Below are 15,571 nucleotides of genomic sequence, written 5' to 3'. Positions count from 1 at the left end.
AAGAGCTCACCGTGTTCTTCTGGACGGGCGCAGGCGAGTTACCGAACGGCTCACCAGCTCAGGCTTGGCCCGTTCTGGCCGGGGGTTGGGCGGGAGACCTTAAGAGCGCGTTCACGTTCTGCGAGCACGCGGGCATTCTCGCGCCTGGTTTCCTCGGCGGCGCGGGTCAGCTTAATTCGTTCGACCGCCTCGGCCGGGGTCATGGCGCGCAGAGTCTTGGCTTCGGCGCGGGCCTGCTGGGCGGTGCGGGTCGCGTCTTCAGCTTGCCGGGTGGGGCGGGCGTTGACGTAGGCACCGGGGTTCTTCCTCACGGCTTCTTCGCCGAAGATGCGGACATAGATGCTGATGCTCGACCACGGGTTGGGCTCCATCATCGTGTGAAGGTCATGCGCGGCGGCGGCACGCTGCTGCTCAGCCTCGACCACACGAGGGTCAGCGTCGATTCGGGGCTTCGTGACGCGCTCGACCCACGCACTCTGACTCTCGTTCCAGCGGGGCGGCTCACCCCACGCTTTCGCGAGTCGTCGTTTCGCGTCGCGCGTCGCACTCTGGGCGGTGTCGCACTCGGTGGTGGTGCGGCGCTTCTTGAACCACCCGGCGGTGCGCATTTTCGCGCTTGCGGTCTGCTCGGCGGCATCGGTAGCCTGCCAGTCGGTCAGTGCGGCGCGTGCCTGCGCGATGAGCGGTTCGGCAACCTCAGTGCGTGCGAGCTCGAGTTGTTGTTTCGCTGCCTCGTTCGCCTCAGCTGCTTGCTCGCGTTCCGCCCACTGCCGGGCGTGTAGTTCGTCCAGGGCATCACTGGCTTGTTGCCACCGTGCGGCGCTTGCTTCGGCTTGTTCTGCACGGCGTTCGAGGGCTGCTATCTCGGTGCGTACGAGCTTCACGGGGCCGTCATCGACCAACCCCCGCACGGCTTCTGCTGCTTGCTGGGCGGTGTGGGTGAGTCCTCGGTCGGCGCGGTCGCGGTCGAGGGCGTTGATGAATTGCTCCCGCGCATCGGGCAAGTTCTCGGCGATGATGTGTAGCTGGTTCTCGCCCTTGCCTCTGGTCATTCCGACATAGACGGCGGGGCCGGTCATCGCGTCGGTGAGGATCGTGTGCGACGCGGGAACTGTCACCCCTTGCACCCCATAGGCAGTGGAAGCGTAAGCCAGGTGTGCATGCTCGGCAACATACGCGGCGGGCAGCCGTACAGACTGGTCACGCTTGCGCTCATTGTCGGCCTCGACCGCCCAGACGGTGCCGTCTTCCTCGACATGCTGGACGCTCCATTGCTGCCGGTTCGCCACCCCCAGGGCGGTGTCGTTCTTGCGCGTCTGAATCAGATCACCCCGACTAATCGGCAGGCCGTCGCTGCCTGTCGTGGTCACACTGTCGTCCACGGTTCCGGCCCGCACCCGCTCGTCACGGATGCGCGCGTTCAAGCGGGTGGCTTCGTCGTTGGTGGCGACGGTGACCGCCTGACCGCCGCCCCGCTGAGTGGCAATGTGCTCATGCAACTCGTCGGTATTGGCATGCAACTGGATCAGGCCAAGATTCTGTAGCCGGTCGAAGATCGCGCCGGGATCATCCCGCCCCCGCAAGCGGATAGAGAGTTCGGCGTAGGTGGGGTTGGTGAATCGGTGCACCTCGCTCATATCGACAGTGCGGCCCCGAATCTGCGCGGCCATATCGAGCACCCCGCCCCTGCCAACGGCAGGGAGCTGTGCACGGTCGCCGACGAGCGCGAGCGTCGCGCCCGTCTCTGCGGCGACCGTGAACAGTGCGAGGGCGCTGTCTTGGTCGAGCATCCCGGCCTCATCCACCACGATCCTCTCACCCCGCCGCAACCGCGCTGCCTCCGGTGGGCCGGTGTAGGCGCGGCCGGTCTTGGGGTCGGTGTCGCCGACTGTGAGGCGTGTCCATACGCCGTCCTCGTTCCACCTGTAGCCGTGTGCATGCGCGAGAGCGGCCACCGAGTCCGCGGGCACGCCGAGGGCCTGGTGAGCGACGTCGGCGGCTTTCTTCGTCGGCGCGACCACCCGCACCACCCCACCCCGCTCATTCACAGCGGCAATGGCGGTGGCAAGCATGGTCGTCTTCCCGCTGCCCGCTGCGCCTTCCACGATCACCAGCGGATCAGCCGATGTGATCGCTGCGGCTGCTTCGGTCTGTCCGGTGTCAAGTCCAGCCGCGTCTGCGAGGCGTCGCACGTCAGGGCGCTTTGGCTCCCGTTCGGGGATGCGGTTGGTGATGAGGTCGCGCAGTTCGGTTTCGGCTTGCATGACGCGCACGCTCGACAGATGCGCCACATGCTCAGGCCGTGGAGCGTCGGGCGGGAGGATCGAGAAACAGTCCTCCAGCGCCAGCACGGTTGCAACCTGCACGAACTCGCGCACCTCCTCGGGCGTGGCGCGCACCCCGTGCTCGGTCATGATCCGCATCGCGTGCTCAGTCACCGTGTGCGCCGACCACGCCGATGCAGCAGCGGCGCAACGATCCAGCGCGCGGGAAGCAACCTCCTGCACACTCAGGTCATCCAGCGACACCGATGTGCGCGGCACCGGCCCTCGCAGAGTGTCCGGGTCGTACCCGCCCTCCCGCAGCTCCGTCACCCATCCGGCTTCCTCCGCCAGAGTGGTCGGCTTCTTCGCGGGTCGCTCGTGCGCCCACGCTTCCGCGCGCAGACGGGTGGCGACGACCGGCCCCATCGTCTCGCCGGGATGCGCCTGGTCCCATTCGGCTTCGAGGAGTTCGAGGTTGCGGCCCACCTGCGCCCCACGCTTCGACATGAGCGCGTTGAACCGCTGCAACTCGACCACTTCGCCCGTGGCGGGGTCGAGGGTCAGGCCGTGCCGCTCCAAGGTATCCGCGAGGTCGGGGCTGGCGGCGATCACGGCCGTGCCGAGGGCGCGGATCGTGCCCTGCTGCTTGAACAGTGCCGCGGTGAACAGGCCCCGCCACTTCCCAGCAGCGAAGACGCGGGTGCCGATCTGCATGTGAATGTGGCGGTGCGGATCACCCGCCCGCGACGTCCTGTGCGTAATACCGACGACGTGCATCTGCTCGACGGGTACGACCTCCTGCGCACCCAGCGACCCCACGCGGGTCACGGAGTGCTGGGCGAGCCAACGCCGAATTTCCGCCATGGCGTCCTGCTGGGCGGTGTCCAAGGCGTCGGAGACTTCCGGGTGCAAGGCGGCGGCGATCGACAAGCTCTTGGGGGTATTGATGACCATTTCCGTGAACCGAGGTGACGACTTTCGATCCGACCCCGCCCGCCGCGGTTTCCCCATCGACTCACCCGTGAGCGGGTTCACCCAGTCCACCCATCCCGCATACGCGGCAGGGTCAAGACTCAGCTCAGCGCTCACCGCGCCCGACCCGTCAAGCGCCGCGAACTGCGCAACCGTGGTTTCCGCGCCGAGGTAGTAGTCGTCCGCGCGGGAGCGGTCGGCCTCGACATAGCGCAGCGCGTCGGCCCCGGTTCCCCGGAACGGGATCACGCCGCCATGCATCGCCACCGCCTCCGATCGCTCATCTCACACAACTAGTGTACTGGCAACTACGGCACGTAGGATACGTTCATTCACTGTGAAAGAGGCGAGAAGTCCGGTGATGCCGGGAGTAGGTAGGCAGTTGTCGGGAGGGGCGCAGCGGCGTCGCGTGCTGGGCGTGCGCGGTGAGGTGTGCGGCGGGGGGCGGTGCCGGGTCAGGTTGGCGCAGATGCGACGGCGTCGGCCGTCCTGAGAGAATGGAGGCATGCCGAGTTCTGTTCAGTTGATCCGCGCCGCCGACCTCTCAGACGTTGCCGAGTACGCGTATGCGGCGACAGCGCCGAAAGACTCTCGACTGATCTTCCTCGCCGGATCATGCCCGTTGGACGAGAGCGGTGCCACCGTCGCTGTCGGTGACTACGCGGGTCAAGCTGCCGCGTGCATCGAGACGATGAAGTGCGCGCTCACTGCTTCCGGTGCAACGATCCAAGATGTCATCAGCACCCGGGTACTGGTTGCATCCTCGTCGCAGAGCGATCTTGTCACGGCGTGGGAGGTCGTGTGCGACGCGTTCGGGGAGCACGACGTGCCGAGCACGTTGATGGGCGTGACCGTGCTCGGCTACGACGACCAGTTGGTTGAGATCGAAGCGGTTGCCGCCGTCATTGACTGACTGCGAAGCCCGCCGATGGGCGGCGGAAGGCTTGCGTCAGAGCTCCAGAAGTAGGCAGCCAGGTGCGCCGTCCGGGGAGGGTCGGAAGCTGTGCCGGGCGTATAGCCTTGCGGCGGGGTTGCCGTCCTCGACCGAGAGGCTGATAGCGGTGACGCCACGGGATCGGGCGACCTCGGTAACTCGATGCAGGAGCAGTCCACCGATGCCTTGGCCTCGGTGCTCGGCACTGACCCAGATGCTCAGCTCCGGGATGGTCGCGGCGATGAACCCATAGCCGGGGTCGTCTGCGGTGAAGTAGCGGAGCCAGACCGCCGCGACCGCTACCCCTGCGGCGTCCTCTGCGACAAGGCCGAAGTCTTCGCCGGTCGGCCACCCGTCGTAGTAGTGGCGAAACTCTGCGGTGTCTTCGACCTCGCTCATGGTGAAGCGCGGGCCGTTCCAGTTCAGGTTGTCGAGCGTCGCCCGCGCGAGCAGCCCACGGTCTGCCGCCGTCGCGCCCCTCAAGGAAACATCAGTCATGCCCTGCGTCCTCGTCCGGCTATCCGGCGCGTCCTCGGCGTCCGGGCGGGAGCAATCCCTTGCGGCGGGCGCGAGCGACCCAGCCCTGCGCGGTCGAGAGCGGCACCCGGCTGATTTCGGCCATGCGCGCGGTGGGGTTGGGTTCGCCGTCGTCCACGAGGCGCGTGTGCTGCAAGGCGACGACTTCGTAGAAGTCGGCGGTGCGCTTCGGGTTACCGAGCGGCTTCATCACGTCCTCGGATCGCATGACGCGGCCCGAGGGCATGGTGAGGGTGCCGCCCTCGAAGCGTGTGGCACCGGTGACGGCGAACTGACGGCGGTTGATCGCCGCCTCAATCCGCGACGTCGGCAGATTGCGCAGCATCGGGCTTGCCACCGGGTCACCGGCCTGCCCGGGCAGGTAGACGATCCCCGTGATACGCACCTCACCCATCGGCTCCTGGTGCATGAGGTACTGGCGTTGCAACCGCAGCAGCACACGGGTGTAGGACTGGACGTGCTCGATGGGGAACCAGCGCCCATCACGCCCATCGTTATACCCGCTCAGCTCCCCATCCGGCCCCGGCGTGGGGTAGATCAGCTTGTCGTACTTGAGTGCCGCATCAATGGCGACCGAGTCGGCAGCCGTGTCGATCACGGGGGGATCGGGCAGCACCCAGCCCGCTGGCAGGTCTTCGGGAACCAGCAGCGGCACATCCTCCACGTCTTGACTCATACCCCTGATCGTAGTGGAACCACCGATTCATCTCAAACACTGGCCGTTACGCCATGTCCGTGGTACGGTTGCAATCTACTGGCGTATCTGCCACGACGCGAGATAGAGATGAGCGACCCGTCCCGACCCACCGATGCCGAGCGACCGCACCACGCGGCGCGGGGCAGGGGTGCGCTCGACACGGGCGCGAGGGGCGATCCGGGGCAGTTGCGGCTACGGGTGGTGCGGCGAGCGGAGCCGGATATGCGCAAGCTGGTGGAGTGGGTGCTGAACATCACCCAAGCCCGTTACGACGCTCACCGCGCCGGGGAACCCGACCCCTACGACCTCCCACCCCCAGAGGAGCTGACCGCTGAATCTCACGACCACAGCGCAGACGGGCGAGACACAATGGAATCCGAAGCATCGAACGAACGGAGCATCGCATGAGCACCACCACCGCTCCCACCCTCACACGCGCATCCTCTGGCGTCACCGACGAGCGAGTAGACGACATGCCGGTGTTGCTGGCCGTGTCCTACCTGCGTGTCTCGACGCGGGAGCAGGCCGAGCGTGGCGGCACCGACGAGGGCTTTTCGATCCCGGCGCAGCGTGAAGCCAACCAGCGCAAGGCCGACGAGCTGGGCGCGCGAATCGTGCGCGAGTTCGTAGACGCAGGGGAATCGGCACGCTCGGCGGATCGTGACGGACTGAAAGAGATGTTGGCGTTCATCGCGGCGTCGCGGGTGCAGTTCTGCCTCGTGCACAAGCTCGACCGGCTCGCCCGCAACCGAGCCGACGATGTGAAAATTCACGAAGCCCTCCTCGCTGCTGGGGTTACGCTCGTGTCGGCTACCGAGTCCATCGACCAAACCCCCTCGGGGATGCTCGTCCACGGCATCATGTCGAGCATTGCCGAGTTCTACAGCAGGAACCTCGCTACCGAGGTCACCAAGGGGCTGACGCAGAAGGTCGCCCAGGGCGGCACACCGATGCGCGCCCCCATCGGCTACCTCAACGTCCGTCGCACCGACGAGCACGGCCGCGAGGTTCGAACGGTCGAGGTCGATCCCGAGCGCGCACCGTTGATCCGGTGGGCGTTCGAGACCTACGCCAAGGGCGAGACCTCGGTCGCCGGGCTGTTGCGTGAACTCACCGCCCGGGGGTTGACGACGGTGCCGTCGCCGAAGCGCGAACGGCGGTCTGCCTGTTCTCGTACGGCGGCACGGCAGAGATCCTCATCGACGATCGGGTGGTGGAACTCGCACCGGAACGAGCGCTCTGGGTGCCCGAGGGCGCCACCTACCTCGTGCGGGAGTTCGGGCACGGGGTGGTCATCCCGGTGCTGCAGCACGCGCCCCAGGGCTCGAAACTGCTCGCCGAGACGCGCGAGATCGAGGTGCCGCAGCGATCCGAACGCCGCATCCTCCGCGCTTTCGAGCGGAGTCTCGGGCATTTCGAGGAATCCAAGACGACCTCGGGCGACATCGCAGACGTGCTCGTGGATCGCTACGAGCCCCCGGTATCGCTCTGCCTGCGCGCCGCACCGCCGATGCCGGAGCGGGGATCCGCCAGGAGAATCGCCGAGAGTCTTCTCGAGCGGCCGTGGCTGCGTCACGGCCTCGACTCGTGGGCCCGGCGAGAGCGCGTCAGCGAGCGGACGCTGCAGCGCTCGTTCCGCGCGGAGACCGGGCGCACCTTCGCGCGCTTGAGACGGGAGGCCAGGATCTCGGCGGGCGTGCGAATCATGATCGAGGAGCGCAGCTCGCAGGGGGTGTTCGCGCGGGTGGGCTTCGACAGCCACAGCGGCTTCAGCACGGCCTGCCGCGACCACATCGGAGTGAGCCCGACGCAGATCGTCTCGCTCGCCTCCGACGAGCCGGCGCGAGCGCCGCTGCGGCTGCCCCTCGACGAGCTGCGGGCGGATTCCTGGTCGAGCGGTGCGCGCAGGAACGGCATCTCGGGCCTCGTCTGGATCGCCTGCGGCGAGGCTCGGCTCGAGATCGAGGGCGACGCCAGCCGGCTCGCGGGCGGCGACACCGCCTGGCTGCCCGGTGGGAGCACCCTGCGCATCGATCTCTCGGAGGGTGCCGTGATGCTGCCGTATCTCTGGGTGGGCGGTGCGCAGCCGCCCCGGACCGAACTGCGACGACTGCGCGAATCGGATGCGCGCGACCGGCTCCGCACGGTGTGCGAGCGCTACGCATGGTCGAGGATCACCGGGCCGCAGCCCGAGACGGCCTGGGGGTGGTCCTCCCCCAAGCAGCGCCGCTCCCTCTCCCCGGCGCAGCGAGCGGCGATGAGCGTCAGGGAATGGGTCACCCGCCACCCCGGCGACGCGAGGGGCATCGACGAGTGGGCCTCGGTGCACGGCGTGCCGGTCTCCGAGCTGCGCGAGGCCTTCGTGCGCGCGACGGGCCTCACCTTCCCGCGCTGGCGGGCGAGCATGCGCATGGTGGTGGCCCGCAGAATGATCGAAGCCGGCGCGAGCGTCGACGAGACCGCAGCCGCCGTCGGCTATGCGCACGCCTCCGCCTTGACACGGGCCTTCAGGGCGGCCTTCGGCGTACCGCCGACAATCTACGGCCGTACGCTCGAGGCCTCCCGCCCGTAGCTCAGCTTCCGCAGGAGCACCTCGGCCGGCCCGCGAGCTCCACGCCGTTCGAGCAGCACCGCGAACACGAGCGAGAGCAGCCACGCGCCGAGCGCGAGCGCGAAGGCGGCTGCGGTGCCGATCCTCGCCCCCAGTCCGAAGCCCCAGGCAGACAGCAGCGGGGCGAGCAGGATCGATTGCAGCAGGTAGCTGCTCAGCGAGCGCTTGCCGACCGCAGCAACCGCGCGCGCGGCCGCGCCCGGCCGCTCTCCGAGCCGCCTCGCGAGCAGGCCGAAGAGTGCGGCATACGCGATTCCGCCGGCCACGCCGCCGAGGGAGGAGATGAGCGAGAAGCCGAGGCCGAGCAGCATCGACTCCGGCAGCGCGCCGAGCGAGAGGAGCGCGAGAGGAAGCGCTGCGGCGACGGAGACGAGGGTTCCCCAGAGGGCCGCGGCGCCGAGTTCGAGACGGCTCGTGGCGACCTCGAGCCAGCGATGCCTTCCCGCGATCCAGCCGAGCAGCACGCACGCCGGCACGAGCAGCATGAGCACCGTTGCGGGCGTCTGGATGAGCCACGAGCCGATGCGGTCGAGCATCGAACGTCCGTAATCCTCGATGCCGGCTCCGAGCACGCCGTCGGCGAACCCCTCGTCGGTCGCTGCGCTCGCCAGGAACTCTGCCGGCACGAACAGCGCGGCGAGCGCGAGCGCCCCTGAGAGCAGCACGGTGCCGAGCGCCGCGAGGCCGAGCATCGCCGATGCGACGATTCCGACGACCCGGTCGCTGCGCCAGAACAGCAGGGCGGTGAGCGCGAGGCCGGTGAGCCCGTAGGCGCCGAGGATATCGCCCGAGAAGAGCAGCGCCGCGTGCACGAAGCCGAACGCGACGAGCCAGAGATGCCGTCTGAGCAGCACGCGGTCGATGCTCCGCTGCGGCACGCCCTTCGCCTGCCGCGAGCGAGCAAACTGCACCATTCCATAGCCGAACAGGAACGCGAACATCGGGTAGACGCGCGCGTCGACGAAGAGGATCGCGAGGGCCGACAGGGCCGTATCGATCGGGCTGCCGTCGCGGGGATGAAGCGTGTAGATCGGCACCGGGCGCGCCCAGAGATAGGTCGAGACGTTGGCGATCGCGATGAGCAGGAGCATGAACCCCCGCGCGAGGTCGGGCGCGAGCGCGCGAGCCGGCGCGGAGGCGGAGAGGTCGCCGGGTACCCGTGTGTTCGCACTCGTCATGCGCTCAAGTCTGGCCGCTCCCGCCCCGTCGCGGCAAGAGCTCGGGGCGGGAGGGCCGATCAGGCGAGACCGGTCTCGACCTCGCCGAGGGCGTACTGGGAGATTCGGCGATCGCCGAGCGGACGGTTGAACGGATCGTTGCGCCGCTGCTCCCGCGAGCCGACGGGATCGATGCTCGCGGTGATCACCTCTTCCGCATCGCCGGCCGTTGCGAGCAGCCACCCCGTATGATCGGCGATCGCGCTCCGGCCGATGAACTCCTGCCCGCGCTCCACTCCGAACCGGCTCGAAGCCGCGACGTACATCTGATTGCTGTGCGCACCTGCGGTGACCATGATGTGGGCGAGCGGCGGCATATCGGCGGGCTGGTGGGGGTTCGGAACCCAGTCGCTCGGCGCGAGTGCGAGATCGGCGCCCCGCACCGCGAGGCTCCGGAAGCTCTCGGGAATCCAGGCGTCATAGCAGATGAGCATGCCGACGCGGCCGAAGGGCGTCTCCACGACCGGATAGCCGAGGTCGCCGGGGTCGAAGGCGAGATTCTCGGTGTTCCAGAGGTGCACCTTCCGGTACAGGCTCTTCACCCCGTCCGGGGCGATGAGCACCGAGCTGTTGTAGAGGGCGCCGTCTGCGGTGGATTCTCCGAACCCACCGCAGACCCAGATGCCGAGTTCGGCCGACAGCTTCTGCCACGCCGTGATCGTCGGGCCGCCGACGAGCGGTTGCGCCGCCCGCTCGGACTCGCCTCTGTCGGCGAAGGCCCAGCCTCCGCTTGCGCACTCCGGGAGCACGACCAGCTCGGCGCCGCGGGCAGCCGCCTCGCGAATGCCCCGCTCGGTGCGATCGATGTTGCCCTCGATGTCTCCGAGCTCGGGATCCATCTGCGCGCACGCGACAGTGATCCCGGTCGACGCTCGACGCTCGCTCATGGGTCGTCCTCCTTCCGGGTCCGGCAGCCAACCGGCTGCAGGACCCGCATCGCTTCCTGCTACTTGCCGCCCTCGGTGAGGGTGACCTCGATCGGCTCGAACCCTGCTCCGATGACATCGACGCCGGTGGCGTCGAGCAGCTTGAGCGCGGCGTCGTGGGCCGAGCTGTCGACCACGTCGCTCTCGCTCGCCGGGGCCTTCAACGTGCCGCCGTCGATCGCGATCTGCACGGTGCGCTCGAAGTCATCGGGGTTCACGGTGCCGATCGGCGTACCGTTGTCGATCCAGATCAGCTTGTTCACCTCGTTCATCATCCAGAGCTGGTGCGTCGCGCTCAGGGCGCTGCCCCGCTGGAGCACGATGTCGACGCACTCCTGCGCGTTGTCGCGGCAGAAGGCCCAGCCTTCGTAGCTCGCGGCCAGGAACCGGGCCGCGATGTCCTGATTCGCCTCGTCCTCGAGCCAGGCGCCCTGGGCGTACACCCCGTCGGCGAGGGTGTTGTAGCCGAGCTCCTGCAGGTTGAACATGGTGAAGTCGTCTTCGGTGTAGAGCTCACCGGTCTCGGGGTTCACCGTCTCGAGCAGCTGCGCGTACTCGTTGATGGTCAGGGCCTGCACCGAATCCGCCTCGCGGTTCAGCAGCAGGGACATGTCGAACGGCTGCTGCACCACATTGACGTCGGTGTCCATGTTGATGCCCGATCCTGCGAGGGCGGCGCGGAGGGTGAGGTCGTTTCCGCCGCCCCAGGCGCCGAGGGTCGTGCCCTTGAGGTCGGCGAGTTCGGTGAACCCGGAATCCGCCCAGGCGACCTGCAGGTAGCTGTTGTTCTGGTAGATCTGGCTGATGAGCTTGATGTCCGCGCCCTCCTCGCGCGACGCCAGGCTGCGCGGCAGCAGGCTCACGCCGAACTCGGCGTTGCCCGAGGCGACCACCTGGTTCGGGACGACGTTCGTGCCGCCCTCCTGGATGGTGACTTCGAGGCACTGATCCGCGTAGTAGCCCTTGTCATCGGCGGCGAAGTACCCGGCGAACTGGGCCTGGGTCAGCCACTGCAGCACGACCGTGACCTTGTCGACGCTCTCGCAGTTCTCGTTGGCGGGATTGGCCTGGCCGCCCGAGCCCGTATCCGACATGCCGCTGCAGCCGGCGAGTCCGATGGCGAGCGCGGTAACCGCGCCCATGGTGGTGAGCGTTCTGAGCCCATTCGTGAATTTCATGAGAGGGTCCTTTCGCAGAGGAATCTGCATTGAGTGTGTGTGTCGAATCATTGGGAGGATTTCCAGGGGATGATGAGGCGCTCGAGGAGCAGCACTCCGAGGTAGACGAGGATGCCGAGCGCACTCGCGGCGAAGACCGCCGCCCACGTCAGCGCGAACTGGGAGATGGCGGCGGAGTTCGCGATCATCACGCCGAGGGCGTTCGCGGTGCCGCCGAAGTACTCGGCCACGATGATGCCGATGACCGCGAGCGACGCACCGACCTTCAGGCCGTCCACGAGCGAGGGAAGGGCGCCGGGGATCCGCACGAAGAGCAGGGTCTGCCAGCGGCTCGCGCCGAGCGACTGCATGAGCTCCGCGTGCAGCGGGGTCACCGAGAGCAGGCCGCTCGTCGTGTTCACCATGACGGGGAAGAAGACCATGATCGCGGCGATCGCGATCTTCGAGAAGAGGTTGGTCGCACCGAACCAGGCGTTGAAGATCGGGGCGAGAGCCACGATCGGGGCGCAGCTGATCACCGACACGATCACGAGCACGACCTTGGAGGAGCGCTCGAAGATGCTCACGATGAACGCGGTGATCACCGCGAGCACCGAGCCGAGCAGAATGCCGCCGACCACCGCGATGGCGGTCACCCGGGATGCGGAGACGATGATGCCGAAATCGCTCACGAACCGCGCGAAGATCACGCTCGGCGCGGGAAGGATGAACTGCGGGATCTCGGCCAGCCGAACGATCAGCTCCCATCCGAGCAGCACGATGATTCCGACGACGAAGGGCGGCGCGATCGTGGAGACGAGCTTTCCCGTACGCGCGCGGCCGCGCGAGGTCGGCCTCAGGCCGATGACTTGAGTTGCGCTGCTCATCACACACCCGTAACCGTCGGTTCGAGCACTGCGTGGAGCGCCTCGCGCACCTGGGTCTCGACCTCGTAGAATTTCTCGGTCGAGCGCGTCTCGTCGGTGCGCGGGAAGGGGAGGTCGATCGGAATGCGCGTCGCGATGCGGCCGGGCCGGGGCGACATCACGACCACCTCGGTGGAGAGGAACGCCGCTTCCGACACGCTGTGGGTGACGAAGACGATGGTGGTGCCGGTCTCCCGCCAGATGCGGAGCAGCTCTCGCTGCATGTGCTCGCGGTTCATCTCGTCGAGGGCGCCGAGGGGCTCGTCCATGAGCAGGATCTTCGGCTCGAACGAGAGCGCGCGCGCAATGGCGGCCCGCTGCTGCATTCCTCCCGAGAGCTGCCTCGGCCGATGCCCTTCGAAGCCCTCGAGACGCACGAGCTGGAGCAGATCCTTCGCCCGCGCCGCGCGCTCGGCCTTCCCCACTCCCGCCACCTGCATCGGCAGTTCGACGTTCTTCTGAATCGTGCGCCAGTCCATGAGACCCGGCTGCTGGAATACCATGCCGTAATCGCGATCCTGCCGGCTCTTCCTGGCTTCCTTGCCGAGAACCTGCACCGACCCCTCGTCGCTGTCGAGGAGGTCGCCGATCACGCGCAGCAGGGTGCTCTTGCCGCACCCCGAGGGTCCGAGCAGCGAGACGAAGGCGCCCTGCTCGATGTCGAGACTGACGTTCGAGAGCGCGGGGATCGTTTTTCCCGACACGTGGAACGTCTTGCTGACGTTCTGGATGGAGATTGCGCTAGCCATTCGTGTTCCTCTTCCTCAATACAATGAACTCGATCAATGCGACGATCTGCACGAAGAGAATGCCTCCGAGCGATGCGACGAGAACCGCGGCGAAGAGATTCTCGGGTGCGTTGGTGAAGTAGTAGGCGGCCGTGAGGATCGCCCGGCCGATGCCGAGGCCCGTTCCGGCAGAGAGCTCGCCGACGATCGCGCCGACGACCGAGGAGATCGCTGCGAGCCTCAGGCCGATGAACAGATACGGCAGCGACGCTGGGAACCGGAGCCACCAGAGCACCTGGATCCGCGACGCCGAGACCGATCGCATGAGCTCCACCTGCACCGGATCGGGGCTGTTCAGGCCGGTGATCATGTTGATGACGATCGGGAAGAAGGAGAGATAGGCCGCGATGACGGAGACCGCCACCCAGCTCGGGAGACCTGCGGATCCCATCCAGACGACGATGATCGGGGCGAGGGCGACCAGGGGGATCGTCTGGGAGATCACCAGCCACGGCAGCACGCCCCGTTCGATGATCTTCACCTCTCGCAGCACCACGGCGAGCAGGCAGCCGACGACCGTGGCGATGAGGACGCCGATGGCGGACTCGCGGAGCGTGACGGAGAGCTCGTTGAGAAGATAGCTCAGCAGTGTGGTGCTGCTCGCTCCGGAGGTGGGCGCGAAGAGTGCTCCGACGATCGTGGAGATGTGCGGCATCGCCGCATCACTCGAAGAGATCGGAAGCGGAATGCCGGTGAACGGAATCCGGTCTCCGGTCCACTGCCCGAGGGCCTTGTAGCCCTCCCAGAGCAGCGAGAAGCCGACGAGCACACCGAGGGTGATCAAAACGAAACGGTAGATCGGTCTCAATGCTCTCCGCAGCCCTGCAGCGGAGCTGCGGGTTTTTCCCTGCTTAAGTGACACAGACATCGTCTGCGTAACTGATTGCGTCATTACAACTCCCGTAGTTGAACCGTTGGTTCTGTTTACAATAGCGCCTTTGTCGACGCAACGGAACATCTTTATTCATTAGTAACAAGACTGAAACACAGCGCCGCCCGCGAGAAGAGGACTATCGGTTCACTTAGGATCGGCTGCTGAGCGCGAGGCGCGCCGGTGACGCCTCGACGCGTGTTCCGCGAGCACGCGCGCTCCACTCGGCGCTCGCGAGCAGCTCGCTGACCGCCGGCTGCTGCGGCGAGCGCAGGTACGTCGAAACCTGCTCCCAGGTATCGAGATCGCGCCGCATCCCGTGCTCGGGCGGAAGAGCCAGCGAGGCGAATCCCCGGAGTCGATGGAGCAGCGCGGAGCCCGGGCCGAATCCCGGGGCGCGGAATGCACCGCCGAAGAACGCGAGCGCGGTGGTGCCCGTGCCGGATTCGTCGGCGACGAAGGCATCCGCTCCGAGCCCCTCGACTGCGAGCAGGGTCTCCGCGACCTCTCCCGGCTCGACGAGCGGAAGATCGGCGTGGAGCACGAGGATCCTCACCGGATCCGCAACCGCCCTTCCCGCACCGTATCCCAGCTCGAGAAGACCCCGTTCGACTGCGGTGTTGAGCCCCGCAGGCCGCGGCTCGCGGAGCACCGACGTCTTCGTCGACGCCGCGAAGGATTCACCCGTCTCATCGGTGACGACGAGCACCGAGGAGATCTGCGGCACCGACTCGAGCACGGCTATCGTCCGCAGGGCGAGCAGCCGGGCGAGCTCGGTCACCGCCGGATCGTGGCCGGAGCGGCGCAGGCGGGTCTTCCCCTGCGCGAACGCGCGCACGGGCACCACCGCCCGCCAGCTCCCCCCGCCGCCCATCGCGCATCACACGTCGCGCGCTGCCCGCGCGCGACGCTCTCCCTCCGCGATCGCCTCGTTCGCGCCCATGCGGAAGAGATCCTCCTCCGGAGCGCGCACGATCGAACGCGCTCCGTCGACGAACCGCGCACCGACGTGCTGGGAGAGCCCGCGAATGACCGCCACCGGGAGATTCGAGGCCTTCCCCTTGACGAGATCCGCAGCTGCGGCAAGCTCATCACCGACGCAGCGCTGCGTCACGATGAGCGGTTTGCTGTTCGCATCGACTCCGCCCCGCACATCGTCGATCACCTGCACCCGCGCCGCGCCGATCGCCATATCGGTCTGCCCGATGCGCCACGCCCGGCCGGCGGTATCGCTGACGATGACGCCGACGATGCTGCCCGTGAGCCGCTCGAGCTCCTCCGCGATGCGCGCGGCCGAGCGATCCGGATCCTCGGGCAGCAACAGCAGACGCTCGCCCGCGACGTTGCTCTCGTCGATACCGGCAGCCGCCATGACGAGGCCGAGGCGGTTCTCGACGATCGCTGAAGCGCCCGAGCCGGGCAGCTTCGCCACCACCCTCACCGTCTCGGCCGCCAGCGCGGCGGCTTTCTCCGAGGCCGGCAGGAATCGATCCTCGACCTTGGAGACGATCTTGCTCGTCACGACGAGCACATCGCCGTCGCAGAGACCGGAGAGCTGCTCGCACCCGTCGAGAGCTCTCACGATCTCTGCCGCGATCGACATGCCCGGCTCGAACTCGGGAAGACCCTCGACCGGGTGGATGAGCAGCGGCTGCGGCATCATCACGCCTC

At 67.5% G+C, this 15,571-nt stretch carries 13 protein-coding genes and 1 pseudogene; 3 read left to right on the top strand and 11 right to left on the bottom strand.

All coding sequences use genetic code 11. The features are described 5' to 3' along the window. Positions 1 to 50 precede the first annotated feature (50 nt). Positions 51 to 3,497, bottom strand: coding sequence for a MobF family relaxase (gene mobF, locus EV139_RS05695; RefSeq protein WP_130453336.1), 3,447 nt, complete (start codon positions 3,495 to 3,497; stop codon positions 51 to 53). Positions 3,498 to 3,741: 244 nt separating this feature from the next. On the opposite strand from mobF, the gene EV139_RS05690 reads away from it, so the two are divergent. Next, positions 3,742 to 4,149 carry a RidA family protein gene (locus EV139_RS05690; protein WP_130453335.1) on the top strand — a complete coding sequence of 136 codons (408 nt, stop codon included), beginning with the start codon at positions 3,742 to 3,744 and terminating at the stop codon, positions 4,147 to 4,149. A 36-nt stretch (positions 4,150 to 4,185) separates the two neighbouring features. Here the strand turns inward: EV139_RS05690 and EV139_RS05685 are convergent, their stop codons facing one another. Next, on the bottom strand, positions 4,186 to 4,668 hold the full coding sequence (locus EV139_RS05685; RefSeq protein WP_130453334.1) for a GNAT family N-acetyltransferase: 483 nt from the start codon (positions 4,666 to 4,668) through the stop codon (positions 4,186 to 4,188). Between the two features lie 19 nt (positions 4,669 to 4,687). Then, positions 4,688 to 5,383 (bottom strand): hypothetical protein, encoded by a 696-nt coding sequence (locus tag EV139_RS05680; protein ID WP_130453333.1) that lies wholly within the window; start codon positions 5,381 to 5,383, stop codon positions 4,688 to 4,690. A 425-nt stretch (positions 5,384 to 5,808) separates the two neighbouring features. Here EV139_RS05680 and EV139_RS16120 point away from each other — a divergent pair. Both EV139_RS16120 and EV139_RS05670 read left to right on the top strand, forming a co-directional pair. Then, a pseudogene (locus tag EV139_RS16120) lies at positions 5,809 to 6,288 on the top strand (recombinase family protein); the annotation flags it as partial. Positions 6,289 to 6,617: 329 nt separating this feature from the next. Continuing rightward, complete coding sequence (locus tag EV139_RS05670; protein ID WP_241988973.1) at positions 6,618 to 7,976, top strand: helix-turn-helix transcriptional regulator; 1,359 nt, start codon at positions 6,618 to 6,620, stop codon at positions 7,974 to 7,976. On the opposite strand, the gene EV139_RS05665 is transcribed toward EV139_RS05670, so the two are convergent. The 8 genes from EV139_RS05665 to cofE all read right to left on the bottom strand — a co-directional run bounded on the left by EV139_RS05665 (position 7,943) and on the right by cofE (position 15,560). After that, positions 7,943 to 9,193 carry a DUF418 domain-containing protein gene (locus EV139_RS05665; protein WP_237464573.1) on the bottom strand — a complete coding sequence of 417 codons (1,251 nt, stop codon included), beginning with the start codon at positions 9,191 to 9,193 and terminating at the stop codon, positions 7,943 to 7,945. The genes EV139_RS05670 and EV139_RS05665 overlap by 34 nt on opposite strands. Before the next feature lie 59 nt (positions 9,194 to 9,252). Continuing rightward, complete coding sequence (locus tag EV139_RS05660) at positions 9,253 to 10,119, bottom strand: nitrilase-related carbon-nitrogen hydrolase (protein ID WP_130453331.1); 867 nt, start codon at positions 10,117 to 10,119, stop codon at positions 9,253 to 9,255. 59 nt (positions 10,120 to 10,178) lie between these two features. After that, on the bottom strand, positions 10,179 to 11,336 hold the full coding sequence (locus EV139_RS05655; protein WP_157993002.1) for an ABC transporter substrate-binding protein: 1,158 nt from the start codon (positions 11,334 to 11,336) through the stop codon (positions 10,179 to 10,181). A 47-nt stretch (positions 11,337 to 11,383) separates the two neighbouring features. Further along, positions 11,384 to 12,202, bottom strand: a complete 819-nt coding sequence (locus EV139_RS05650) for an ABC transporter permease (RefSeq protein ID WP_130453329.1) — start codon at positions 12,200 to 12,202, stop codon at positions 11,384 to 11,386. Continuing rightward, positions 12,202 to 12,990 (bottom strand): ABC transporter ATP-binding protein, encoded by a 789-nt coding sequence (locus tag EV139_RS05645; RefSeq protein ID WP_130453328.1) that lies wholly within the window; start codon positions 12,988 to 12,990, stop codon positions 12,202 to 12,204. The genes EV139_RS05650 and EV139_RS05645 overlap by 1 nt, the downstream gene beginning before the upstream one ends. Next, on the bottom strand, positions 12,983 to 13,813 hold the full coding sequence (locus tag EV139_RS05640; protein WP_157993001.1) for an ABC transporter permease: 831 nt from the start codon (positions 13,811 to 13,813) through the stop codon (positions 12,983 to 12,985). Before EV139_RS05640 ends, EV139_RS05645 begins: the two co-directional genes overlap by 8 nt. Before the next feature lie 238 nt (positions 13,814 to 14,051). Continuing rightward, positions 14,052 to 14,774, bottom strand: a complete 723-nt coding sequence (locus EV139_RS05635) for a glycosyltransferase family protein (protein WP_130453326.1) — start codon at positions 14,772 to 14,774, stop codon at positions 14,052 to 14,054. Between the two features lie 6 nt (positions 14,775 to 14,780). Next, positions 14,781 to 15,560, bottom strand: coding sequence for a coenzyme F420-0:L-glutamate ligase (cofE, locus tag EV139_RS05630; RefSeq protein WP_237464570.1), 780 nt, complete (start codon positions 15,558 to 15,560; stop codon positions 14,781 to 14,783). Between the last annotated feature and the right edge of the window lie 11 nt (positions 15,561 to 15,571).

This window comes from Leucobacter luti, from assembly GCF_004217175.1.
GTDB lineage: Bacteria > Actinomycetota > Actinomycetes > Actinomycetales > Microbacteriaceae > Leucobacter > Leucobacter luti.
The sequence above is the reverse complement of the archived record's forward strand: the minus strand, read 5'-3'. Positions and strand labels throughout refer to the sequence as shown.

Excerpts from the sequence above, each read along its gene's own strand:
- EV139_RS05685 (WP_130453334.1), bottom strand. The coding sequence starts at position 4,668 with ATGACTGATGTTTCCTTGAGGGGCGCGACGGCGGCAGACCGTGGGCTG.
- EV139_RS05650 (WP_130453329.1), bottom strand. The coding sequence starts at position 12,202 with ATGAGCAGCGCAACTCAAGTCATCGGCCTGAGGCCGACCTCGCGCGGC.
- EV139_RS05660 (WP_130453331.1), bottom strand. The coding sequence starts at position 10,119 with ATGAGCGAGCGTCGAGCGTCGACCGGGATCACTGTCGCGTGCGCGCAG.
- EV139_RS05655 (WP_157993002.1), bottom strand. The coding sequence starts at position 11,336 with ATGAAATTCACGAATGGGCTCAGAACGCTCACCACCATGGGCGCGGTT.
- cofE (WP_237464570.1), bottom strand. The coding sequence starts at position 15,560 with ATGCCGCAGCCGCTGCTCATCCACCCGGTCGAGGGTCTTCCCGAGTTC.
- EV139_RS05690 (WP_130453335.1), top strand. The coding sequence starts at position 3,742 with ATGCCGAGTTCTGTTCAGTTGATCCGCGCCGCCGACCTCTCAGACGTT.
- EV139_RS05645 (WP_130453328.1), bottom strand. The coding sequence starts at position 12,990 with ATGGCTAGCGCAATCTCCATCCAGAACGTCAGCAAGACGTTCCACGTG.
- EV139_RS05635 (WP_130453326.1), bottom strand. The coding sequence starts at position 14,774 with ATGGGCGGCGGGGGGAGCTGGCGGGCGGTGGTGCCCGTGCGCGCGTTC.
- EV139_RS05665 (WP_237464573.1), bottom strand. The coding sequence starts at position 9,193 with ATGACGAGTGCGAACACACGGGTACCCGGCGACCTCTCCGCCTCCGCG.
- mobF (WP_130453336.1), bottom strand. The coding sequence starts at position 3,497 with ATGCATGGCGGCGTGATCCCGTTCCGGGGAACCGGGGCCGACGCGCTG.
- EV139_RS05680 (WP_130453333.1), bottom strand. The coding sequence starts at position 5,383 with ATGAGTCAAGACGTGGAGGATGTGCCGCTGCTGGTTCCCGAAGACCTG.